This is a genomic window from Duncaniella muricolitica, from assembly GCF_910574735.1.
Lineage (GTDB): Bacteria > Bacteroidota > Bacteroidia > Bacteroidales > Muribaculaceae > Duncaniella > Duncaniella muricolitica.
On the sequence record NZ_CAJTCF010000010.1, the window covers coordinates 19,621 to 43,460 of the forward strand.

Annotated in this window: 16 protein-coding genes; 11 read left to right on the forward strand and 5 right to left on the reverse strand. The window is 53.7% G+C overall.

The features are described 5' to 3' along the window. The first annotated feature begins 13 nt into the window (after nucleotides 1–13). The 3 genes from QGT73_RS03600 to recG all read left to right on the forward strand — a co-directional run bounded on the left by QGT73_RS03600 (nucleotide 14) and on the right by recG (nucleotide 3,935). Entirely contained in the window at nucleotides 14–826 is an 813-nt protein-coding gene (locus tag QGT73_RS03600) for an SDR family oxidoreductase (RefSeq protein ID WP_280121453.1), read from the forward strand. A 320-nt stretch (nucleotides 827–1,146) separates the two neighbouring features. Continuing rightward, on the forward strand, nucleotides 1,147–1,842 hold the full coding sequence (ispD, locus tag QGT73_RS03605) for a 2-C-methyl-D-erythritol 4-phosphate cytidylyltransferase (RefSeq protein WP_280121454.1): 696 nt from the start codon (nucleotides 1,147–1,149) through the stop codon (nucleotides 1,840–1,842). Nucleotides 1,843–1,850: 8 nt separating this feature from the next. Next, nucleotides 1,851–3,935, forward strand: coding sequence for an ATP-dependent DNA helicase RecG (gene recG / locus QGT73_RS03610; RefSeq protein ID WP_425278378.1), 2,085 nt, complete (start codon nucleotides 1,851–1,853; stop codon nucleotides 3,933–3,935). 175 nt (nucleotides 3,936–4,110) lie between these two features. On the opposite strand, the gene QGT73_RS03615 is transcribed toward recG, so the two are convergent. Beyond that, entirely contained in the window at nucleotides 4,111–7,824 is a 3,714-nt protein-coding gene (locus tag QGT73_RS03615) for a rhamnogalacturonan lyase family protein (RefSeq protein WP_280121455.1), read from the reverse strand. Between the two features lie 174 nt (nucleotides 7,825–7,998). Between QGT73_RS03615 and QGT73_RS03620 the strand changes: the two genes are divergently transcribed. The 8 genes from QGT73_RS03620 to QGT73_RS03655 all read left to right on the forward strand — a co-directional run bounded on the left by QGT73_RS03620 (nucleotide 7,999) and on the right by QGT73_RS03655 (nucleotide 18,396). Then, nucleotides 7,999–8,967, forward strand: coding sequence for an ROK family protein (locus QGT73_RS03620; protein WP_280121456.1), 969 nt, complete (start codon nucleotides 7,999–8,001; stop codon nucleotides 8,965–8,967). Nucleotides 8,968–9,288: 321 nt separating this feature from the next. Beyond that, nucleotides 9,289–9,549, forward strand: coding sequence for a 50S ribosomal protein L28 (gene rpmB, locus QGT73_RS03625; RefSeq protein ID WP_123618118.1), 261 nt, complete (start codon nucleotides 9,289–9,291; stop codon nucleotides 9,547–9,549). A gap of 4 nt (nucleotides 9,550–9,553) precedes the next feature. Beyond that, nucleotides 9,554–9,742, forward strand: a complete 189-nt coding sequence (gene rpmG, locus QGT73_RS03630) for a 50S ribosomal protein L33 (protein WP_107033239.1) — start codon at nucleotides 9,554–9,556, stop codon at nucleotides 9,740–9,742. Between the two features lie 12 nt (nucleotides 9,743–9,754). Continuing rightward, nucleotides 9,755–9,904: a DUF4295 domain-containing protein gene (locus QGT73_RS03635; RefSeq protein ID WP_123618117.1), complete on the forward strand. Its 150-nt coding sequence runs from the start codon at nucleotides 9,755–9,757 to the stop codon at nucleotides 9,902–9,904. Nucleotides 9,905–11,087: 1,183 nt separating this feature from the next. After that, the gene (locus QGT73_RS03640; protein WP_280121457.1) at nucleotides 11,088–12,524 is read left to right on the forward strand and encodes an amidophosphoribosyltransferase; all 1,437 of its coding nucleotides are present in this window, start codon (nucleotides 11,088–11,090) and stop codon (nucleotides 12,522–12,524) included. A 480-nt stretch (nucleotides 12,525–13,004) separates the two neighbouring features. After that, complete coding sequence (locus QGT73_RS03645; RefSeq protein ID WP_280121458.1) at nucleotides 13,005–16,100, forward strand: SusC/RagA family TonB-linked outer membrane protein; 3,096 nt, start codon at nucleotides 13,005–13,007, stop codon at nucleotides 16,098–16,100. Nucleotides 16,101–16,115: 15 nt separating this feature from the next. Then, a complete protein-coding gene (locus QGT73_RS03650) occupies nucleotides 16,116–17,555 on the forward strand; it encodes a RagB/SusD family nutrient uptake outer membrane protein (RefSeq protein ID WP_280121459.1) in 1,440 nt (479 codons plus the stop codon). A 16-nt stretch (nucleotides 17,556–17,571) separates the two neighbouring features. Then, nucleotides 17,572–18,396: a DUF4465 domain-containing protein gene (locus QGT73_RS03655; RefSeq protein WP_280121460.1), complete on the forward strand. Its 825-nt coding sequence runs from the start codon at nucleotides 17,572–17,574 to the stop codon at nucleotides 18,394–18,396. A 108-nt stretch (nucleotides 18,397–18,504) separates the two neighbouring features. On the opposite strand, the gene QGT73_RS03660 is transcribed toward QGT73_RS03655, so the two are convergent. The 4 genes from QGT73_RS03660 to QGT73_RS03675 all read right to left on the reverse strand — a co-directional run bounded on the left by QGT73_RS03660 (nucleotide 18,505) and on the right by QGT73_RS03675 (nucleotide 23,795). Next, nucleotides 18,505–19,251: a tyrosine-protein phosphatase gene (locus QGT73_RS03660; RefSeq protein WP_280121461.1), complete on the reverse strand. Its 747-nt coding sequence runs from the start codon at nucleotides 19,249–19,251 to the stop codon at nucleotides 18,505–18,507. A 53-nt stretch (nucleotides 19,252–19,304) separates the two neighbouring features. Then, entirely contained in the window at nucleotides 19,305–20,408 is a 1,104-nt protein-coding gene (gene hemW, locus QGT73_RS03665) for a radical SAM family heme chaperone HemW (RefSeq protein ID WP_280121462.1), read from the reverse strand. Beyond that, entirely contained in the window at nucleotides 20,405–23,350 is a 2,946-nt protein-coding gene (locus tag QGT73_RS03670; RefSeq protein ID WP_280121463.1) for a PD-(D/E)XK nuclease family protein, read from the reverse strand. The genes hemW and QGT73_RS03670 overlap by 4 nt, the downstream gene beginning before the upstream one ends. Nucleotides 23,351–23,441: 91 nt before the next feature. Beyond that, the gene (locus QGT73_RS03675; RefSeq protein ID WP_280121464.1) at nucleotides 23,442–23,795 is read right to left on the reverse strand and encodes a four helix bundle protein; all 354 of its coding nucleotides are present in this window, start codon (nucleotides 23,793–23,795) and stop codon (nucleotides 23,442–23,444) included. Nucleotides 23,796–23,840: the final 45 nt, after the last annotated feature.

Here is a 23,840-nt window from a genome sequence, read left to right on the forward strand (position 1 = left end):
AAAGCAATATATCATGAACGAATTGTTTTCAGTAAAAGATCAGGTCGTTGTCATCACCGGCGGTACAGGTGTGCTCGGCCGCTGCATAGGCGAATATCTCGCCACACAGGGTGCCAAGGTGGTGCTCATGGGTCGCCGCAAGGATGAGGGCGACGAGATAGTCGAGGCTATCAAGGCCAAAGGTGGCGAGGCGATGTTTCTTGTCACCGACGTTATGAATCCCGAGGTCGTGCAGGCCAATTGTGATGAAATCCTCGCCCGCTATGGCCGCGTGGACGCCCTGCTCAACGGAGCCGGCGGCAACATGAAGGGTGCCACCATCGCGCCCGACGGCAACTTCTTCGACCTTGAGGTCGAAGCGTTCCGCACGGTGCTTGATCTCAATCTCACCGGCTCGGTAATCCCCACCCAGGTGTTTCTGCGCCCGATGGTCGAGGCCGGCCGCGGCACCATCGTCAACTTCTCGTCGATGGCTGCTTTCCGCCCCATGACCCGTGTGGCCGGATATGCCGCAGCCAAGGCCGGTATATCCAACTTCACCGCATTCCTCGCCAACGAGGTAGCCACCAAGTTCACCCCCGCCATACGTGTCAACGCCATAGCTCCGGGCTTCTTCCTGACCAATCAGAACCGCTCGCTGCTCACCAATCCCGACGGCTCATACACTCAGCGTGGAGAGGATGTGATACGCCAGACTCCGTTCAAGCGTTTCGGCAAGCCCGAAGAGCTGTGCGGCACCATACAGTATCTCATCTCCGACGCCTCGACTTTTGTGACGGGCACCGTGGCCGTAGTCGACGGCGGATTCAATGCTTTTGCCATGTAAAAAAGCCCTGAATTAACACTCAAACCTTAATTTAGGCCATTCCATTAGGGTTTTTTAATCACTTTTAGCGCAAACTGCCGTGCAAAAATGCATGGCAGTTTGTTTTAATCATGAAAAGTAAATAAAAGGCCCCCTGAACATGACACTAAGGGGTAAGGTAGAAAGATAAGACAAGATATAACATCCCTCGTCCTCTTTACCGAGTTGTGAAACTGGATACTGAGGCTCTCATAAATAAATAGTTGAAACGTGAGGAGCGGTGTTGCGGTTTGTCCGCAACACCGCTTTTTCGTATCTTTGCGGACATAAATAATGAAATTATGATACATTATCCCGACAGCGCAGACAATGTGCACATAATCGTGGCGGCCGGGAGCGGAAGCCGCTACGGAGGCAATCTGCCCAAGCAGTTTTGCGACCTTGCAGGCCGTCCGATGCTCATGACCACCATGGAGCGTCTTGCCGGAGCGACTCCCGGTGCACGCATTATTGTGGTGTTGAGTGCCGACATGACGGGTATGTGGGAGGAGATGTGTCGCGAACACTCTTTCACTCTCCCTCACACCATTGTCGCCGGCGGTCCGTCGCGCGCCCATAGCGTGAAAAACGCCGTCATGACCCTCGACCCCGACACCGTGGGGTGGGTGAGCGTGCATGACGCCGCGCGCCCGATGGTGACGCGCGCCATGATGGAACGTCTGCTCTCCGCGCTCTCCGACACATGCCGCGGAGCCATACCCGTGGTGGCTGTTACCGATTCGCTGCGTGTGCTTGAGCCCGACGGCGGCTCGAAGGCCGTCGACCGTTCGCTCTACCGAGCCGTGCAGACCCCTCAGGTGTTTGACGGACGCACGCTCATCGAGGCCAACCGTCAGGAGCTCCTCCCAACCTTTACCGACGACGCTTCAGTGGTCGAGGCCGCCGGTCTCGGCCCGCTCGCGCTCGTGGAGGGCGACACGGCCAACATCAAGGTCACCAATCCGGGCGACATCGAAAGAATAATGTTGAATCTCTGAACAATCTCTTGAGGAATACCGATATAAAATATTTGCGGGGGATAGGTCCCAAGCGTGCCGAGCTTCTTGAGAAGAATCTCGGCATAAGGACCTATCACGACATGCTCTATCATTTCCCGACTCATTATATAGACCGCACCACCATCAGGCGCATACGTGATTTTGAGGGCGAGGATATGGCCGCCGTGCAGGTGAGAGGACAGTTTGTGTCGTTCAACACCATAGGCGAGGGGGCCAAGATGCGTCTTGTCGGGCTTTTCAGCGACGGCTCCGGCACTATGGAGGTGGTGTGGTTTCAGCGCGTGAAGTCATTGCGCGAGCTGTATCATACCCACACCGAGTATACACTCTTCGGCAAGCCGTCGGTGTTCAACGGCCGCTGGAGCATGGTGCATCCCGAGATTGATCCGCCCGGCGCACCGTTGGCCTCGGGAGGATTTCGCGGAGTGTATCCGCTCACCGAGCAACTGCGCAACCGCGGCTTCTCGTCGCGCACATTCGCCACAGCCGCCGCCGAGATTCTTGCCGGTGCGCGTTACATACCCGAGACACTGCCCGAGCATATAGTAAACCGTTACGGGCTCCTGGACCTGCGCACGGCTCTCACCGTCATACACACTCCCCCCTCGATGGCCATGCTCGACAGGGCGAGACTCAGGCTCAAGTTTGAGGAGCTGTTTTATCTCCAGCTCGACATCCAGCGTTATGCTCGTCGCCGCTCGTCGTCGACCCAAGGCTTTATGTTCGGGCACATCGGGCAGTTTTTCAACAATTTTTACAGCCAGTTTCTCCCCTTCCCGCTCACCGGTGCGCAGAAACGTGTCATAAAAGAGATACGCGCCGACATGGGGACAGGACGCCAGATGAACCGTCTTCTGCAGGGCGATGTGGGTAGCGGCAAAACCCTCGTGGCCCTGCTCACCATGCTCATAGCCCTCGACAACGGTTATCAGGCATGTCTGATGGCCCCGACCGAGATTCTTGCCACTCAGCATTATGAGACCATACGCGAGATGGTCGCTCCGATGGGGATAAACGTGAGACTGCTCACCGGGTCGACGCGCAAAAAGGAGCGCGATGTCATCGACGCTCAGTTGCAGGACGGCTCGCTCCACATACTCATAGGCACACATGCCGTGATTGAAGACCGTGTGAAGTTTCACAACCTCGGCTATGTGGTCATCGACGAGCAACATCGGTTCGGTGTGGCGCAGCGTGCCCGCCTGTGGACCAAAAACGTCATACCTCCCCATGTGCTGGTGATGACAGCCACGCCCATCCCCCGCACGCTCGCCATGACTGTCTACGGCGACCTCGACGTCAGCGTGATCGACGAACTGCCCCCCGGCCGTAAGCCGGTGCAGACTCTGCTGCGTTATGACGAGAACCGCCTGTCGACTTATCAGGGCATAGCGCGACAGCTCAAGATGGGGCGGCAGGTCTATATAGTATATCCGCTTATCAACGAGAACGAGAAGCTCGACCTGCGTTCGCTCGAGGAGGGTTATGAAAACATCTGCGAGATATACCGCGACTATCGTGTGGCCTATGTGCACGGTCGTCTCAAGCCCGAAGAGAAAGATTATCAGATGAGTATTTTTGCCTCGGGCGAGGCACAGATACTTGTGAGCACGACGGTGATTGAGGTGGGTGTCAATGTGCCCAACGCCACGACGATGCTCATAGAGAATGCCGAGCGTTTCGGCCTGTCGCAGCTCCATCAGCTACGCGGACGTGTAGGCCGAGGCGAGGGGCAGAGCTATTGCATACTCATGACCAAACGCAAGATTGCCAAGGATACGCGCCGGCGTCTCGAACTGATGACGGCCACCACCAACGGTTTTGAGATAGCCGAGGCCGACATGCAGATGCGCGGTCCGGGCGATATAGAGGGCACAATGCAGAGCGGCATACCGTTTGACCTTCACATAGCCAATCTTGCCACTGACGGCCAGATAGTGCAGATGGCGCGCGACGCGGCCTGTGAGGTGCTTGACGCAGACCCCGACCTTACCTCTCCGGCCAATGCCATACTCCCGCGCCAGCTCGCCCTCCTCAACTCCCGCATCCGCGACTGGTCACGCATCTCGTAGTACTCTTATAGTTTATCTCTTATAGTTTAGAAAGTTTAGAGAGTTAAAAAAGTCAAGATAATAGCTCGGTTACATAAGCCGGACTATTATCTTGACTTTTTTAACTTGTGACTCTTTTAACTACAAGAATTAACTTGTGACTCTTTTAACTATAAGATATTAACTGAAAGAGAGATTAACGCTTTACAAACTTGTAGGTGCGGAGCTCCTTGCCGTCCTCGATGACGAGGATATAGATGCCCTGCTGGAGCGAGTCGACGATGTCGGTGCGGTCAGAACCCACTGCAGTGCGGAGGATGCGGCCGCTGAAGGCATCGACCACGGTGTAACGGGCGTTTTCCGACTCGGCCATGATGTCCTCGATTTCCGAGAGACGGAGCATATTGTATTGCTCCACTACTTCCTCGGGCGAGAGAGCCTTGGAATAGATGGTCAGCTCGTCGATGTCACCGTTGAATGTACGGTTTTCCTTGCCTGCTGTCGGCTCGTCATCACCGCCGATAAAGAAGAGCTCGGTGGCTGCGAAGTTGATGGCATTGGTGGCTACATTGGATGTCGAGGCAACCTCCACACCGTCGACATAGAGAAGGGTGGTCTTTTCGGCCACTTTGCGCACGCATACCACGTGGTGCCAGTTGCCGTCAAACACTCCGCTTGCATCCGTGAGGGTGCAGTCGGTCTTCTTGACATTGTCGTCGATAGAGAATCGCATCAGTGAGCCGGTGCGCTCGAGGCCGATCCAGTTGCCTGTGCCGCCCTCCACGTTGGTGGTGTTGTGTGTGCCGATGCAGAAGAGATAGCCGTCATCGTCGGTGGAACGCATCCACAGCTCGATGGAGAAGTCCTTGTCGCCCATCTGTATGGCGTCATATACGGGCTGGGTGAGGTAATAGCTGCCGTCAAACGAGATGGCACCGCCCTTCACGCCGTTGACCGATATGGGCTGGCCGTTTACGGCAGTGGCTTCGCCGTAGCTCATGTTGGGGGTAGTCTCGCTGATGTCATCCATGGGGAAGTAAGCCACATAGTCGGCACCCGAAGTCTCGTAGTGCTCCTTGACCTTGCTTGCACTCATCACACCGCGATAGATCGACAGTTCGTCGAGCATGCCGGTGTAGTTGTTGTTGAAGTCAAAGTTGACGTTGCCGATGACAAGTGCCTGGCCGTCGCTGTTGATGGCACCGGTCTTGTCGTCCGCACTGTTTTTGAGCTCACCGTCGACATACATGAGGAGTTTCTTGGCCACGACGTCGCGGGCAAGCACCACGTGATGCCATTGGCCGTCAAATATGGTCGAGCCTTCGGCCCACTGCACTTCGCTCTTGACCACGTCATCGTCTACGGCAAAGCGGAGTGCGCCGCTCTTGTATTCGAGGCCTACCCAGTTGCCGCCGTTGGACGATGCGATGGCTCCCTTGTTGAGTATGTAGGCGGCCTTATCCTCAGAGTTCATCCAGAACTCGATGGTGAACGATTTGTCGCCAAACTCTATCAGGTCGTAGGCTTCCTGCACGTAATAGTTGGAGCCGTTGAGACTGAGAGCATTGCCCTTCTTGCCTTCCACAGCCTCACCGTTGCCTCCGGCCGCGGTTGCTTTCTGGTTAGCGATGAGGTTGGGGGTGGTCTCGCCTACGGTCTCGAAGGGATAGTAGCCGATAAGCTCTATCGAGGTGTTGACGCGGACATTGATGGAGCCTTCGATGGTGGCGTTGTTGTCCTCTTCGGCACCTGTGGTGGTGATGGTGAATTTATATTCGCCGGCCTCTTTAACCGAGCCCGAGATGGTGCCGGTGAGAGTGGCGGGGTCGAAGTCATAGCCCACACCGTCGGGCAGACCCTTGATCTCTACGCCTGTGGCGCGAAGCACCTTGAACGAGATGTTCTGTATCGGATCGCCAGCATAGATGAGCTGGCTGAGGTTGCCGGCGGTGATGGTGATGGCTCCCTGGGTGTTGAACGACTCCTCAAGGTTATAGCCGAGGTGGGGAGGCTGGTTGTAGGCGCAGTTCTGCCATGCGATCGCAAGACGGTAATTGTGGTCTTCCATGAGAGTCGTCACGCGATATTTCGACTCAATGGTTGTTGAGAAGATGAGTAGATCGGATGAGTTAGAGCCGTCCCACATTATCAATTCTTCTCTCCAGTCACCATAGAGGTCGGCTTGAAGACAAGGTGTTGCCTTGGTAGTGTTGCATGCATATGCTTTATAGGTGTTGAAGTTCCACGTTTTGGAATCACTTTTGCCATCTGCGCTTCGTTTTGTTACGCGAGGGTTGTAGCTTTTTGTCGCTTTGTCGTAACGTCCGTCAAAAAATTCATCAAGCAAATCTCCGTCCCAATAAATGCGGAAATTGGCCGATGGAACTTTACCGTCTACAATAATGTTACCTTTGCAGTCAAATGTGGCGTTTGCGCGTGCTCCATTGACAAATCGTGAGCCTGGCCAGCATTCATATCCGCGCCATTTTTCAGAAAAGTTTCCTACGAGGCCGCGACCAATATCATTACCTGACTGTTTTTCGCCCCATATGATTTTGCCTGTCTTGGCGTCACGAAACTCACAATCCCACTTGTAGGCTTTATCTTTCTCCTCATGCACCATGAATATTTCGAGACCTTCGCGGTCGGGGTCGAAGTCGCCCAGATGTAGGGCATCGCCGTGGCCCGCGCCTGTGCGGTAAAGGAGTTTGCCATTATGGTCTACCGATGCTGAACCGAATACGATTTCATCACATCCGTCGCCGTCGACGTCGCCCACAGTAAGAGAATGCGCGCCTTCACCGTAGCATCCTTTTCCTTTTTCGTTGGATTCGTGCAGCCAATGTGTTTTAAGCTGTTTGCCATCAAAATCTACAGCCCAAAGGTAGGCATATGTATAATATCCTCGGCAGAACACCGCGCTCGGATTCTTGTCTTGTCCGTCGAGATAGGCCACGCAGGCGAGATAACGCTCAGAACGGTTGCCATAATTGTCTCCCCACTCCGACTTACTTTGTTCATGTACATTTCGTGAAGGCTGATAGGCTATGGTATGAATTTCAGCACCGGTCTGACCGTCAAATACAGTCAGATATTCTGAGCCTTTCAATATGGTGCCTTCGCTTTTGTTGCCGGTGCCGCGGTAGTCTGCTGTTACTTCATCGTTACCCATAAGTACAGCTTTGCCTTGTCCGTCGATGGTGCCTGGCGCGGTCTTGACCATCATTTCGGCTTTGCCATCCTGATTGAAGTCGTAGACCATAAATTGTGTGTAATGCGCGCCGGCGCGAATGTTGCGGCCTAAGTCTATTCGCCATAGTTTGGTACCGTCAAGTTTGTAGCAGTCAATATAAACATTTCCGGTATAGCTGGTCTCTATTTTATATTTGTTGCCATTCTCATCTATTGTCTCGGCTCCTTTTACTTCCGAGTTGTCTTTTGAATTTGAAGGATCCCATTTTACGAATATTTCATACTCTCCGTCACCATCAACATCGCCTACCGAACAGTCGTTAGGACTATAAGTATAGACCTCTCCTGTTGGAGTGGTACCACCGTCTGGCCTGTCAAGATGGATACGTTTGTACACATCGGCTTCCACAGTTGTCTCTTTGCTTGAGGTTCCGTCAGAGGCTACGATTTTATACTTGGATGAGGTGGTGCCGGCTGGGTCAGTCAGGTTTGTGCCGGCTGTGATGGGGGTTGCGTTGACTTTGACGCCGTCGCGATATACGTCAAATGTCATGTCTTTGGGGTCTGCTGTGAGCGAACGCCAAGATACGAATACACCGGAGGATGTTTTCATGGCGATTACGCCTCGGTCGAGGTTTTCGCCCATGGGTCCGGCTGCTGCACAAGTAATTCCGCCCGACGCTACAAGCGCGAGGCATGAAAGTAGAATTTTTCTCATGGTATGTTAATTAAATTACAAAACGGCTAAGATGTGAGGAGATATGGTCGTGTGTGTGAATTTATGATGCAAATTTAAGAATTTTTTCGTGTAAAAAGAGCCGATATATCCGAAAATTTTCATTAAGTTTGTAGAAAATTACTCATATCATAATTAAACAATAACATACAAACCATGAAACCTTACGTAGTAGGTATCGACATAGGCGGTACAAACACTGTGTTTGGCATCGTCGACGCCCGTGGCGTAGTGATAGCCAGCTCCTCGATCAAGACACTCAAGCATGCCGACGTCAACGATTATATCGAAGATCTTTATCAGGGTGTGATGCATCTGCTCGAGACCCACGACGCTGTGGGCAAGGTGCACGGCATAGGCATAGGTGCCCCCAACGCCAACTACTATAACGGCATGATCGAGTCGGCCGTCAATCTTCCCTGGCCCACTCCGCTGCCCCTGGCCAAAATGGTGAGCGAAAAGTTTGGCATCCCCGTAGCCATCACCAACGACGCCAACGCCGCCGCTATCGGCGAGATGACCTATGGCGCGGCCCGCGGCATGAAAAACTTTATCATGATCACCCTCGGCACCGGCGTCGGTTCGGGCATCGTAATCAACGGACAGCTCGTATATGGCCACGACGGATTTGCCGGCGAGCTCGGCCACACCATCATCAAGCGTAACAACGGCCGTCTCTGCGGCTGCGGACGCACCGGCTGTCTCGAAGCCTACTGCTCGGCCACAGGCGTGGCACGCACCGCACGCGAATTTCTCGAGCTGCGTCCCGACCCCTCTCTGCTGCGCAATCTCCCCATCGAGGCCATCACATCAAAAGATGTGTATGACGCAGCCGTCAACGGCGACAAGCTCGCCCTCGAGATATTTGAATACACCGGCACCATTCTCGGCGAAGCCTTTGCCGACTTCACCGTATTCTCCTCGCCCGAGGCCATCATCCTCTTCGGCGGCCTGGCCAAGTCGGGCGACCTGCTCATGAAGCCTCTGCGCGAAGCTATGGAGAAAAACATGCTCAGCATGTTTAAGGGCAAGGTCAAAGTGCTCCTTTCCGAACTCAAGGAAGCCGACGCCGCCGTGCTCGGCGCAAGTGCCCTCGGATGGGAAGCCAAGCCGTTGGAATCTTAATAGTTTATCTCTTGTAGTTTAAAAAGTTTACAGAGTTTAAAAAGTTAAGATAATAGTTCGTGAGGACAATCAGATACCCTCAGAGCTATTATCTTAACTTTTTAAACTCTGTAAACTTTCTAAACTATAAGAGAATAGTTAATAATTCTTAATGGGGCTTGGTAAACCGCGCAAAAGTCCTTAACTTTGCAGTCGAAATTCGTGGCACCTCGTGTAAAAGCTAATCGGAAATGATGCGCCGTGCAGCGATATGAGGCATGTTATGGTGGCCCACGCATCCCGTCAATAAACAATAAATCAAAGAGATAAAAACCAACAGCCATGTCAAAAATTTGTCAGATTACCGGCAAGAAAGCAATGGTGGGCAACAATGTGTCGCACTCGAAGCGTCGCACCAAGCGTAAGTTTGACGTAAATCTCTTCAACAAGAAATTCTTCTGGGTTGAGGAGCAAGCTTGGATCACACTTACCATCTCCGCCGCAGGCCTCCGCACCATCAACAAAAAAGGCCTCGACGCAGCTATCAAAGAAGCTGCAACCAAGGGTTACATCAACGAAATCAAATACTTAGACATTATTTAAGAAGATGGCAAAGAAAGCTAAAGGAAATCGCGTTCAGGTCATCCTCGAATGCACTGAGCACAAGGCAAGCGGTATGCCCGGCACATCACGCTATATCACTACCAAAAACCGCAAAAACACTACCGAGCGTCTGGAGTTGAAGAAATACAACCCCATTCTCAAGAAGGTCACCGTACACAAAGAAATTAAATAATCTCACTGACTCATGGCAAAGAAAACCGTTGCATCTCTCCAGAAGGGAGAAGGCCGCACCTACAGCAAGGTCATCAAGGTCGTTAAGTCGGCGAAGACCGGTGCATATACTTTCCAGGAACAAATGGTTCCCAACGATGCTGTAAAAGATCTTCTCAAATAAATCAGTCTATAACATCGCGCCACGCCCCGCGGCGTAATCGCGCAAAAGTTATAAAAAATAACCATCTGACCCCACGACGGGCCGGATGGTTATTTTTTATCCCTCCCATCGTGGAGATACAAAAGTCTCATAAGCTCAATAAGAAACAAAAGTTTTTTTATTGCAGTGCATAACTCAGTCACTCCCTCAAAGTCGTCCACAAGCATCCCCCTCCCGCACAGGCATCCCACGCATTCCCCCCCTTACGATAACCGATGTCCTGTCGGACATCATTTCTTTATATCGTGCCACTCCGGGCACACCTCCGCTGCGCTTCGGTGACCCCGGTTACTACTAAATCTGCGTCCTACGGACGCCCTTGCGGGATATAGAGATGCATCCCACGCATTCCCTCCTTCCCGCATGGGCGTCCATAGGTATCCGCCTCTCGCACAGGCATCCTACGCATCCCACACCCCATCCCGCATGGGCGTCCGCAGGTATCCGCCTCTCGCACAGGCATCCCACGCATTCCACACCCCATCCCGCATGGGCGTCCGCAGGACGCAGATTATTTAGTAACCGGGTACACCGAAGCGCAGCGGAGGTGTGCCCGGAGTAGCATGCAATAAAAGAAAAAGATGTCCGCCAGGACATCGGTTATCGTGAGAGGGGGTTGTATAGCAATCACGCCAGATAATCTTTGAGGGTGTTGCAGAACACCCGAAAGCAGATAATTTGCAGACTGTTGTAGCAAGGAAAGGCCCGTAGGGCCTGTGCGAACTTAGGCCATGGCAAGCATCCGCACAAGCGGTGCGTAGCCATGGTACAGAATAATTATCCACAGCATGTGCCGCGTAGCGGTACAACAATACAAGCGTGTCAAGACGTTAAGTTGCAGTTAGTTATCATCATGACATTTTGTAGCACCGCTACGCGGCGCACCTTCTTATTTCTGTCTTTATACCATGGCAGCGCACCGCTTGCGCGGGTGCTTGCCATGGCCTAAGCTCGCACAGGCCCTACAGGCCTTTCCTGGCGGTAACTGATTAAATCATCAGTTTTGCAACACCCTCCGTCTATCAGGTAGGGTTGGGGCAAGGAAATTCAGCATGACATCATTTTTGTGTTTTGACACATGTGCTTTTTTTCTTAACTTTGCATCCGCGAAACATTTGTAACATCCAATCATTAAACAGCACTTATGGGAGGCTTCTTCGGCGCGATTTCACGCCAGCCATGTGTCAACGACCTGTTTTACGGCACTGACTATCATTCTCATCTCGGTACAAAACGTGCCGGTATGGTGACCTTCGACCCCGAGAAGGGATTCAACCGCACCATCCACAGTCTCGAACGCGATTATTTCCGCTCAAAATTTGAGGACGAGCTCGACCGTTTTGTCGGCAACCAGGGCCTCGGAGTAATCAGTGACACCGACCCTCAGCCCATCATTGTCAACTCTCACCTGGGCAGATATGCCGTGGTGACCGTGGCCAAAATCAACAATCTGCGCGAGATTGCCGCCGAATTGCTCGAGCAGAAGATGCATCTGAGCGAGCTGTCGGCCAACAATATCAACCAGACCGAAGTAGTGGCCCTGCTCATCAATATGGGCAAGACATTTGTCGACGGCATCAACCTCGTCTTCCGCAAGGTCAAGGGCTCGTGCTCGATGCTCATACTCACCGAGGACGGCATCATAGCCGCGCGCGACTATCTGGGCCGCACCCCGATAGTGCTCGGCGAGAAAGAGGGAGCCTATGCCGCCGCCAGCGAGACCTCGGCTTTCCCCAACCTTGACTACAAACGTCTGCGCGACGTGGGGCCCGGCGAGATAGTACGCCTCAGGGCCGATGGCGTCGAAGTGCTTCAGAAAGCCGCCACACGCTGTCAGATATGCTCATTCCTGTGGGTCTACTACGGATTTCCCGGCAGTGACTACGAAGGCATCAACGTCGAGGCTGTCCGCGAGGAAGCCGGCCGGCAGATGGGGCACGAAGACCCCACGGTGGCCGACTGTGTGTGTGGCATCCCCGACTCGGGCGTAGGCCACGCTCTCGGTTATGCCGAAGGCCGCGGCATCCCCTATCAGCGCGCCGTGCTCAAGTACACCCCCACCTGGCCCCGCAGCTTCACGCCGGGCAACCAGTCGCGCCGCTCGCTCGTGGCCAAGATGAAACTCATCCCCAACCCCGCCATACTCAAAGACAAGAGCGTAGTGTTTTGCGACGACTCCATCGTGCGCGGCACCCAGCTCCGCGACAATGTGCGCACATTCTATGAATGCGGAGCGCGCGAAGTGCATGCACGCATCTCATGTCCGCCGCTCGTCTATGGCTGCCCCTTCATCGGCTTCACCTCTTCCAAGAGCGACATGGAGCTCATCACACGCCAGATAATCAAAGACTTCGAGGGTGACCCCGACAAAAATCTCGAGGCTTATGCCACGACCGACACCCCCGAATACAAGCGCATGGTGGCCGAGATAGCCCGCCGCCTCGAACTGTCAACCCTCCAATTCAGCAAGATAGAGACCCTCGTCGACAGTATCGGTCTGCCCAAAGAATCCATCTGCACCCACTGCTTTGACGGTACAGGCATGCAGCCCGACGAAGCCTACCGCCTCGACCACGAGTAAAATCAGAGGGATACACAAGGACAAAAGTCTCAAAAGAAACAGAAGTTTTTTTATTTTCATGGCTGTAAATCATATAGCCTGTATAAAATAAAAAAACTTCTGTTTCTTTTGAGACTTTTGTCCTTGTGTATCTCCCTTTCGGGAGGTATATAGCCGTTTTTTCTACAAAATCGCCCGTTTGTATCGTTTACCACCATTGATTCAGGTTTCCATGTCGGTTATTCCTACAAAATCTTTATTTTTAGAAAAATTTATTTAATTTCACATAATATTGTAAAAATATAAAAATTGTTTATAACTTTGCTGGCGTAGTAACTCACATTTTATTAATCTATAAATCTAAACCTCAACCAGCTATGTTTAATTTAACAACATTTAACAAATCGGGGGGGTATTTTTGGACTATCGCTTATATCCGTTAGTCTGATTGCCTCATTCCCGCAGACATTAAGTGCTAATGCGGTTGATGCAGAGTCAAGTATGCCGAGCGCGTCGGTCGCGCCGGCTCCTGCAAAGGGACGTACAGTCACAGGCTTCGTTTCCGATGAGTCCGGCGATCCGTTGCCGGGTGCGTCAATCGCTCTGAAGGGGACAAAAATCGGTACAGTCACCGATCTCAACGGTCTCTTTTCGCTGGTGATACCTGCCGATTTTACCAATCCTCAGATAGAGGTTAGTTTTGTCGGAATGGTCAGTCAGACCATCTCCGTACGAGGCGACAAGCCGCTTAACATAGAACTGTCATACAACTCGAGCGACCTCGACGAAGTGGTGGTGATAGGCTACGGCACCTCCAAGGTGCGCGACCTCACCGGCTCGGTGTCGCGTCTGACGGCCCGCGACGTTGAGCACTCTCCGATGACTTCCAATGTGGCGAGTATGCTTCAGGGCAAGGCCGCCGGTGTGAATGTGATGATTTCGAGCGCGTCGCCCACATCGCCCATCTCGGTAGTGATACGCGGCCAGTCGTCGCTCTCGGGCGACGGTCAGCCCCTGTGGGTCATCGACGGAGTGCCCCAATATTCGAGCGGAGTCTCGGGCGACGTATCCAATACGCTCTACAATCTCAATCTCAACGATGTAAGCTCCATCGATATTCTCAAGGACGCCTCGGCCACAGCCATCTACGGCTCGCGTGCGGCCAACGGTGTGGTGATAGTCACCACCAAGAGCGGCAGCGAGGGCATGAAGCCGACCATCGAGTTCAGCACTCGCCTGGGCTGGCAGAGCATCAACTCCAACGACTTCAAGACCATGGACGCCGATCAGTATAAGGCGTTTTCCAAGCAGGCCAATCTGCTCGAGGCATTCCGTAGCGGCGGACTCAGCTATTTCAACAAGAAATACATGGATCAGGATAAGTTCAATCTTATCACCACCAGCCAGTGGGATATGTCGGACATCGCCGACATGTGGCTGCCCAATGCCTATTATGACGGTCATGACAATTATTGGGACGCGATGACCCAGAGCGCGCTCGCACAGGACTACAATGTGTCGTTGCGCGGCGGCTCCAAGACCACTTCATATTATGCCTCGGTCAATTTCAAGGACCAGGACGGCATCGTGAAGGGCAGTCGCTCAAAGTATTTCGGCATGAGATTCAACTTCGAGACCTTGGTGAGCGAAAAACTCAAGTTTGGCCTCAATATGGACGCCTCGACCCGGCGTGCCGACAATAAGGACAACATGATCGACAAGCTCATCGGCATGCGTCCCGACTATCCGATGTATAACGAGGACGGCGAAATCAACACCATCGACTTCTACACCAAAAATCCTCTCGTCGAGCTCCAGGACAAGAATCACAGCGACTCGAAGAACTTTACCGGCATATCGTTTCTTGAATACAACATTATGCCCTGGCTGAAATTCCGCACCACGCTCAACGCCACTTATTCCAACTCGGATTACGATCGTTTCAACCGCCGTTATTACAGCGATGACACCAACTCGGGTTCGCGTTCCAACTCGCAGAACTATGTCATCGTGTGGGACAACCTGCTCACCTTCTACAAGACCATGGGGCTTCACGACGTGCAGGCCATGATAGGCAACTCGATGGAGCGTCAGTCGGCCAAGTCGTTCTCAGCCTCAGGCTCCAACTTCCCCGACGACGATGTGCTGACCAACCTCGGCAGCGCGGCGATCAAAAACTCCATCGCCAGCAGCAAGTACAACTCCTCGCTCGTCTCGGCTTTTGCCCGCGTGCAATACAAGTTCAACGACCGCTACCTACTCACGGGTACATTCCGTGCCGACGGTTCGTCAAAATTCGGCAAGGACAAACGCTGGGGCTACTTCCCCTCGGGAGCCGTCGGCTGGATTATGTCAAACGAAGAGTTTCTCAAAGGGTTAGCCCCGACACTCACCTATCTCAAGTTGCGTGCTTCCTATGGCCGTACAGGTTCGCAAAACCTCGGTTACTATGACTTCATAAGCGGCATAGGTTCCAATAATTACAACGGCGAGCCGGGCTCTTATCCCACCTCGCTCGGCAACAACACCCTCCAGTGGGAGTCGCAGTCGCAGACCGATGTCGGTGTCGACTACGGATTTTGGGACGACCGCGTGCGCGGCTCCATAGGCTGGTATCGCAAATATGTCGACAACCTTATCACCTCGCGCCCGGTGCCCACATCTTCATCATTCACTTCCACCAACCAGAATGTCGGAGCCATCAGCAACACCGGTCTGGAGTTTGACATCACCGTGTCGATACTCCGCAACCGCAATCTCTCGTGGGAGGTCAATTTCAACGCCGCCCACAACAAGGGCCGCCTTGAAAAACTCAACGGCATCACTACCTTCCTCGGCGGCGGAGCATATGAAAACTTCAAGCTCACCGAAGGCAGCGAGCTCGGCACATTCTATGGCTACGTCGATGCCGGCCGACTCTATCAGAACTATGAGGAAGCCCTGGCCACAATGCCAATCAATCCCACCACAGGTCTGCCGATGAACTATCGCGTGACCTCCTGGACCGAGGGTGCCGGTGACGTCTATCTCGTGGACCTTGACGGTGACGGCAAGATTACGGCCGACGACCGCACATATCTCGGCAACTGTAATCCCGATGTCTTCGGCGGATTCGGCTCCACACTCATATGGAAGGGTCTGATGTTCAACATGACCTTCTCCTATGGTCTTGGCGGCAAACGTTACTGGGTGGCCGAGGCCTCGAAGTTTGGCGGAGTCAACGTCTACAACGCTCCCACCTTCATCCTCGACAGTTGGACCATGAACCAGAGCGGCAAATATCCCGTGTCGACCCACTACGGCATGGGCCAGAACAGCACCTTCTCCAATCGCTGGCTTCACGATGCCTCCTATCTGCGTCTCACCGCACTCAACGTCTCCTACAAGTTGCCCCAGAAATGGTTCCGCAAGTTCCTTGTCAAAGGCATCGAGGCTTCATTCCAGGCCACCAATCTCTTTACCATAACCAAGTATCCGGGCATGGACCCGCAGGGCAACTTCAACTCGCCTACCGCCCTCTATGGCGTGGGTTATGACTACAGCTCTTATCCTCCGGCCCGCACCTACAACTTCGGTCTGAAATTCACAATCGATTAAACACAAGCAACAGTTATGAAAAAGAGTTATATACTGACGGTGTGTGCGGGACTCATGCTCGCCACGTCATCCTGCAACGACTTTCTCACCGAGCTGCCCGAGAACGCCTACACGCTCGAAAACTCGGTCACCGATTATAAAAGCGCGCAAAACAGCGTAAACGGCATCTATGGCGTCTATGCCAAAAGCACATCACTCGGAGGATACTTCTACGGTTTCGCCCACTGCATGGCCGGCATCTGGGACTACTCTCCCGAGATGGTCAACATGGGTTACAAGCAGTCGTCGCCCAACAGCAATCTTGACAATATGTGGAAGGGGCTTTACAGCACAGTCAATGCCGCCAATGCTGCCATCGAAGGCATCACCCGCCTGTCGGACGATAAGTTTCCATCGGCCGAGGAGAAGGCCCGTCTGCTTGCCGAGGCCCGCTGCTTTCGCGGCTATGCCAATCTTCATCTGCTGTGGTTTTTCGCCCGCTGGTTTGACCCCGCTGAGTCGCCCTATGGCATCATTTACCGCGACAAGACCGCCGAGCTTTCCAATCTCATGGTCGACCGCAGCACCGTCGGTCAGAGCTACGACCTGATTATCGACGACCTGCGCTATGCCGGCGAGCATCTCGGTGACTACACATCGGGCAAGTACATGTCGCGTCAGTTGGCCAAGGCCATGCACGCCAAGTTGCTGATGGTGCGCGGATGGGACGGCGACTATGCCGAGGCCCTGACTCTCGTCAACGATGTGCTCTCGCGTCCGGGCAGCGCGGCTATCGAGCCCGACATAACCAAGCTCTACGAGGATGCTTGGGATTCGGGCGAAGTGCTTTTCTCACGCTACATTGGCGATATGTCCAATCTTTCCTACAGCGAGTTTATCTACTCCTATGGTCTCTACTTCAACCCCACCTTCACCGACATCGTGCAGGAGTGGCTCGAGGCCGACGAGCGTTACCCCTACATCACAGGCGAGGCCCGCTCGCCCGAGACGTGGCAGGACCAGCGCAAGGACAATATCCTCACCAAGCTCTATCATCGTGGCCGCTATGAGGGCATGAATGACAAATACACCTCCTACAATCTCCGTTTTGCCGAGTTGTATCTCATGAAGGCCGAGCTGCTTGCTCGCACCAGTCCGACCGATATCGACGGCGCGCTAGCCGAGCTCAACAGGATGCGTCAGTCATATACCAATCCCGTGCTCGCGCCTGTGACCGGCATCGCGACACATCAGGAGCTGATGGACGCGATATTCAGGGAGTATGTGGTGACGCTGCTCATGGAGAATGAGACACCGTGGTTTGCCTCGCTGCGTTTTGAGCACGACGGACGTCCGTGGATACGCACACTCAAGCCCGAAGTCGATTTCTCCGAAAACCAGTATTGCTGGCCCATACCCGACGCTGAGATTATAGCCCACCTTAACAAGATAGACCAGAATCCCGGTCTGGAATAATAAAACAATGCAAGTTATGATTAAGAAATATTCAACATATCTCGCGGCCGCTTTCGTGGCGGTGGCGTCAGCCTGCTCCGACGACCTTGATGTCATCATCCCCGAGCCTGACAATATCACATTCAATGAGATTCAGATGCCCGACCGTTTCACCCATGTGATAACCGACGGCGGATTTTCGGTGTCGGGAGTCAATTTCAATGCTGTCAAGTCGGGCTCGCAGCTCGCCGGTGGATTCTGTGTCAGCAACCGCAGCTACCGCCAGTTTGCCGCGGCAGGCGATGAGGTGTCGGTCGACTCCATGCGTTACAGTGTGTGGACTCCGCGCCCCAACACCACAGGCAATTATCTTGTCGGACATGCCAACGGCGACGATGCTTACTTTACGCTCGACCGTCCGTCGGTAATTGAGTATACACTCGTGGCCAACACTACCTGGAATTTCCTGGCCATGTATTATGGCGACACCTATTCGGGCAAGGACGGCGAGCCGGTGGCCAATATCAATGTGCCGAGCAAACCTATGGGTGTATGGCACACCTATGTGCCGGGTGGTGTCAATAAGTTTGGCGACAACGATTATCTGACCCTTACCGCCACCGGTTACCGCGGCGGACAGCCTGTCGGCACAGTGTCGGTCGACCTTGCATGCAAGAAGGGCCATAATGTTGAAAATCCTGCCTGGGATTACATTCTCAACAACTGGCGCAGATTTGACCTCTACACTCTTGGCGAGGTCGACAAAGTGGTGTTTCATCTCGACTCGTCCGACAAGGACGCCTCGGGCCACATGCGCACTCCCGCCTACTTCTGCCTTGACGGTCTCCAGTTGAGGAAATAAGCAGAGCGTCTGATAACTGTAAAAAAGTCTCAAAAGAAACAGATTAAACGACTTCTGTTTCTTTTGAGACTTTTGTCCTTGTGTATCTCCCTGACAGGTCTGTTTTGCTTACAAAAACGCGCGGTCGTTGAGTATGCGGCCTTGCAGGGCGCGGGCGTGGCGGCGTGCGTCGGAGGTGGTGAGATAGCGGTCGATGATGTCGGCGTGGCGGTGGTTGTGGAGGTCGGTGCCGAGAAAATCGACATAGCCGCGCTCTATAAGCTCTTCGGCCACTTTCTTTTCAATCTTGCTGTAGGCTCCGGCGAGCGAGAGCACATTGATCTGAAACAGTGTGCCCGCATCATGAAGCTGCTCATAGCGGTGATTGTCGCGTCCGTGATAATAAAAATATCGTTCGGGATGGACCATGATAGGGCGGAAGCCTTTAATCTTCAGGTCGTAGAGAAACTGGTCGATCTGCCACGGCTCCTGTATGAACGAGCACTCCACCAGCAGATAATCGTTGGGCAGCGGGACTATCATCCCCTTGCTGAGCATCTCGCGGAAGAAGTCGTCGATGCGGTTTTCCGACGAGCGTGACACCGGTATGTCGTTGCCGCGTCGAGCCAGCTCGGTCTGGAGTTCATCGAGAGCCGGGTCAAGGATGTCGGGAGTGTTCTCGAAAGTAGCCTCGGTGACATGCGGGCTGGCTATGATGCGTCTGATGCCCCATGTCTGCATGCGCTCCACGAGCGACACCGAGGTCTCCACGTCGGGCGAGCCGTCATCGACTCCGGGCAATATGTGGCAGTGTATGTCGGTGGCAAAAGGGAGCTGTATGGGTTCTTTTTTGGAAAATATGTTGAAAAGTGACATGTATATCTATTATGTTTTACTTATAACGTTTGAGCGGGGCTTTTAGTATTTCGTTACACTTCGATAAGTTGCAGGAGTATTGAGTCGCTTGTCAGCCACTTGTCTTCGGGTATGAGCATCCGGCCCGAGGGGGAGAGTGTGAGCAGTCCGCTGTCACACAGTCGTGTGGTATTGGCCTGAAAACTATCGGCAAACTCTTTCGGCACCCTCTCGGGGTCAAGTCCGAGCGACGTGCGCAGCGAGGTGATGAGCATGTCGTTAAATCGGTTTTTGGCATCCTCCTCCTCGATTATTCTCACGTCGCGACCGTGACGGTCGATGTAGAGCTTGAGATTGGAGGGATTGTACCATCTCACGCCTCCGGCCATGGAGTGGGCTCCGGGTCCGAGGCCTATGTATTCGCTTCCGTTCCAATAAGACGAGTTGTGTATGGCCCTGCGTCCCGGCAGTGCGAAATTGGATATTTCATAATGCTCATATCCGGCGTCGCGTGTGGCCCGGCACAGGTAGGAGTACATATCTTCGGCCAGAGTGTCGGCGGCTTCTTCGACTTTGCCTTTCGACAGCATCACGCCGAGCCGTGTGCGCGGCTCATAGCTTAGCAGATAGGCCGATATATGCTCGGGGCGCAGTGATATGAGGCGGTCGAGGTCGGCCTGCCATGCCTCGAGAGTCTGACCGGGGAGTCCGTAGATGAGGTCACACGAGAGGTTGGCCACACTGGCGGCACGAAGTGTCTCCACGGCCCTCACGGCTTGTGCTGACGAGTGGCGGCGGCCGATGAAGCGGAGAGTCGCGTCATCAAATGTCTGTATGCCCATGCTCACGCGGTCTATGCCGGTGTGTCGGGCGATATGGCCGGCCCACTCGGGTGTCACGTCGTCGGGATTGGCCTCGATGGTAAATTCACGCAGCGATGAGGGATTCTCACCGCGTATGTGGGCTATGAGTCTGTCGAGCAGCGGCAGCGGCAGACTCGACGGGGTGCCTCCGCCGAGATATATGGTGTCGGGTATGCAGCCGGCAGGCGCAATGTGTCGCCATTCCTCGCCCGCGGCTTCCACATAATCGGCCATCAGCTCGCGCCGCGGCGTGGAATAGAAGTCGCAGTAGGCACACTTGGAGTGGCAGAAGGGGACATGCACGTAGACTTTCATCGGCGTCGACACAGGGTTTTGAACAGGCAGAAGGTGCAGCTTTCCTCCTTCTCGGCCTGGGTGAACGGTTTGTCGGAGAGCAGCATCTCGCGCACCAGAGCCTCGAGCCGCTCCATGTAGCCATCGATGATTTCGTGATAATCCTTCAGCGGTTTACCGCAATATTTCAGCGGGTTGAGTCCATCGGAATAGATGGTGCGCATGCGGTAGATAAAGGGCTGCACGGGACCCTCGTAGCGGAATTTTTCGGCATAGGCGCGTGAGTAGAACATCAATTGCAATATAGCCTTGCGCCGATCGCGGGCCGTGGGCTCGAAAAGATCGTCGAGGCTTTTGAACTCGATGTTGTCGACTCCCGTCTTGTAGTCGATAATGCGTATTGTGCCCTTGGTGGGGTCACCGTAGTGATCAGGGGGAAATACGCGGTCTACGCGGTCGAGATATTGCTTGATGTTGATGGTCAGGTCGGGGGCCAGACGCATGGTGCCGGTGATGAGGTGTTCGGCATCGATGAAATCAAAGGGGGCATGCTTCTTCTCGAGCTCAAACATGCGCGTGAGGAAATATTTGATAATATTTCCCATCACTTTGGCCTCGCCTGTGAGCGATGTCAGGTCGTCCTTGGGACGGCGGTTGAACAGCTCGTTGACCGTGGCCGTGATGAGACGGTCGAGCAGCGTGGGCGAGTTGATGATGTCGTCGAGCATCTCGGCCGTGATCTTGACCGACGGGGCGTTGCCGCGCAGGTCGAGATACACGCGCTGGGCCACCGTGTGGACTATCGAGCCATAGGTCGCGCTGTCCATATAGTCGGGAGCCTCGTCGTCGGTGTTGAGGCCGCAGAGATTCTTGAGATAGAACTGTAGCGGACAGTTGATATAGTCGTTGATCGACGATGCCGACAGCGGTTTGCCTCCGGGCGTGCAGTAGGTGAGCAGTCTCTCCTTGATTTCGGGCGTGCGTGGGATGCTTATGACCGGAGTCTCGGAGGGATTGATTTCATATGACCCGAGCGTATGCGTGATGTGACACTCGGGATGCAGATAGAGCAACTGCGTGATGTAGCGCGACATCTCGCTCGTATAGGTCGGACCGTTGCGCGAGTCGTAATATATGGTCACACGTTCGGCTCGGCTTATCAGGCGGTAGAAATAATAGGCGTAGATTGATTCCTGAAAGTCGGTGGTGGCCATGCCGTAGCTCTGGCGCAGCGAGTCGGGGATGAATGAGCGTGTGTAATGCTTGCGCGGAAATATACGCTCGTTCATCGAGAGGATTATGAGATTGTTGAAGTCGAGTGCGCGGGTCTCGAGTACGCCCATTATCTGGAGTCCGCGCAGAGGCTCGCCCGTGAAGCTCACCGAGGCTCCTGAGATGGCCTTCTGGAGCAACTGTATGAAGGTCGAGTCGGAGAGTTCTATCGACCATTTCGACGCCGCGTCTCTCAGCTCGTCGAGAGCGTCGAGATAGGCGTTGATGAAGAATGTCTCCACGCGTCTCACCTCGTCGCCCGCCAGCGCGTCGCGCAGGGTCACGAGGAGTGTGTGAAAGTAGCCATACACCTCTTCGAGCGAATCGGGATTGCTCACCGGGGCAAAGATAAACGACAGTCCCGGAGCAGCCTCTATGGCTTCGGAGGCCTGGAGCATATAGATGCGGCGTGTCATGAACATGCGCGTCAGAGCCTCGCACTCGGCGGGATAGATGGCCGTGAGCAGAGGATGGGTTATGACATTGCGCACATCGTCGTAAAAGTAGCACCACTCGCCGCGCATCTCGGTGGCGCGCAGGTGCATCGACACGAGCAGACCTATGAGCGAGGCAAATGAGGTGGTGCGCATGGGCAGACCCATCGTCACGTTGAGCTGTGCCATCGACTCGGGCACGGAGTGTATCATCGGGATGAGCATAGAGTCGTCGGGAAGCACTACCGCCGTGTCGAGCGACTCGGCCGAGGTGGAGGTGATGCCCTCCTTGATCCATTCCCTCAGTTGTGTGCCGGCCATCTTGGCCTGGCCGGTCGACGATGGGATGCCCATGAGATGTATCTCGGGAAACCGGTCGTCGGCCATGGGGTAGAGCGCGGCGAGGTCATAGCGCGAGTGAAACCGGCTTATGTTGCGGTCGATGAAGCGTGAGGCGGCGTTGCCCTTGACATGCATGGCGGGCGAGGCGTTGTCCCAGTAGAAGTCGGCCACTCCGCGCACATCGAGATTTTCAAACAGTGACAGCTCGGAGAGCGTGAGCACATTGAAGCCCACGAAGATATATCGGCGGTGGGTCAGGTCGGAGGTGGCGCATGTGCGTAGCCGTGTCACGGCCTCGCGCGCTATCATGCCCTGTGTGCCCATGCCGTTGCGGCGCAGTGTGTCGGTGAAGTCGTGATAGAGTCGGGCGAGCACCTCCCAGAGTTTCAGAAACTTCTGTTCCAGCTCGGTGGGGGTGTCATAGTGAAGATGTGCCCAGAAGTGGTCGGGTGACGGGTAGGCAAACTGTTCGCCCCAGTAGCGTTGCAATATCTCGCGCTGCTCGTCGGTGAGATAGTTGGCACTCACCTCGCGGTAGCGTTTGAGGTTGACAAACAGTTTGTCGGGGTCGACGAGATAGAGGTCCACGTCGTTGAAGTCGCTCAATATCATCTCGCCCCAGAAGAGAAAACGGTCAAAGTCGATGCTTTCGCCCCCGATAAGGCGGTAACGGTCATAGAGCACAAACAGTTGCTCGAGCCTCGGGGCTTCGACCAGCGATGTGAGCCGGGCGGTGAGGTCGCCGATGGTGGCTATCTCGGGCATGCCGAGCGGTTTTCCTTTCGACAGGAGCTGGAGATAGTGGCGGAAGAATGTGCCGCTTCGTTTGTTGGGAAATACGAAGCAATAATCCATCATCGCCTCACGCTCATTGTCGAGATATACCTGCGCTACCTGCTTTAGAAACGGAACCATCTTTTTTCAATTAGTAATCTTTTTTCAATTAGTAATTAGTAATTAGCAATTAGTAATTTTTTGCTTGCTTATTTATTTTTGCTTGCCTTGCTTATTTATTATAAAGGGTTTTGGTGATTGATTGCAGCAGTTTTATTATTTCTCTGCAATCGTAGAGCATGCTTTCAGATTGTTTGTCGTTTATATATTCTGATGCTTCAAGTAATTCAAGCCAATATTCTGTCTCGCCGGCTTCTTTTTGGGCTATGCTTAATTTGGATGCGAAGTCTGATCTGCTTTGGCCGAATATCGCCTCTCTTACATTGGCACCGATGCTCGTACCGCTTCTAAGAAGCTGTTTTGACAATACAAATTCTCTTTTTTCTTCGGTGAGATATTTGTATAGCCGTATGCATCTGATGGCAAAAGCCTTGCTTTTGTCTCTGATAGCATTCTCATCTTTCATCGATAGCTTAAAAGTTGATGGTTAATTGAAAGTTGATTGGTAAAA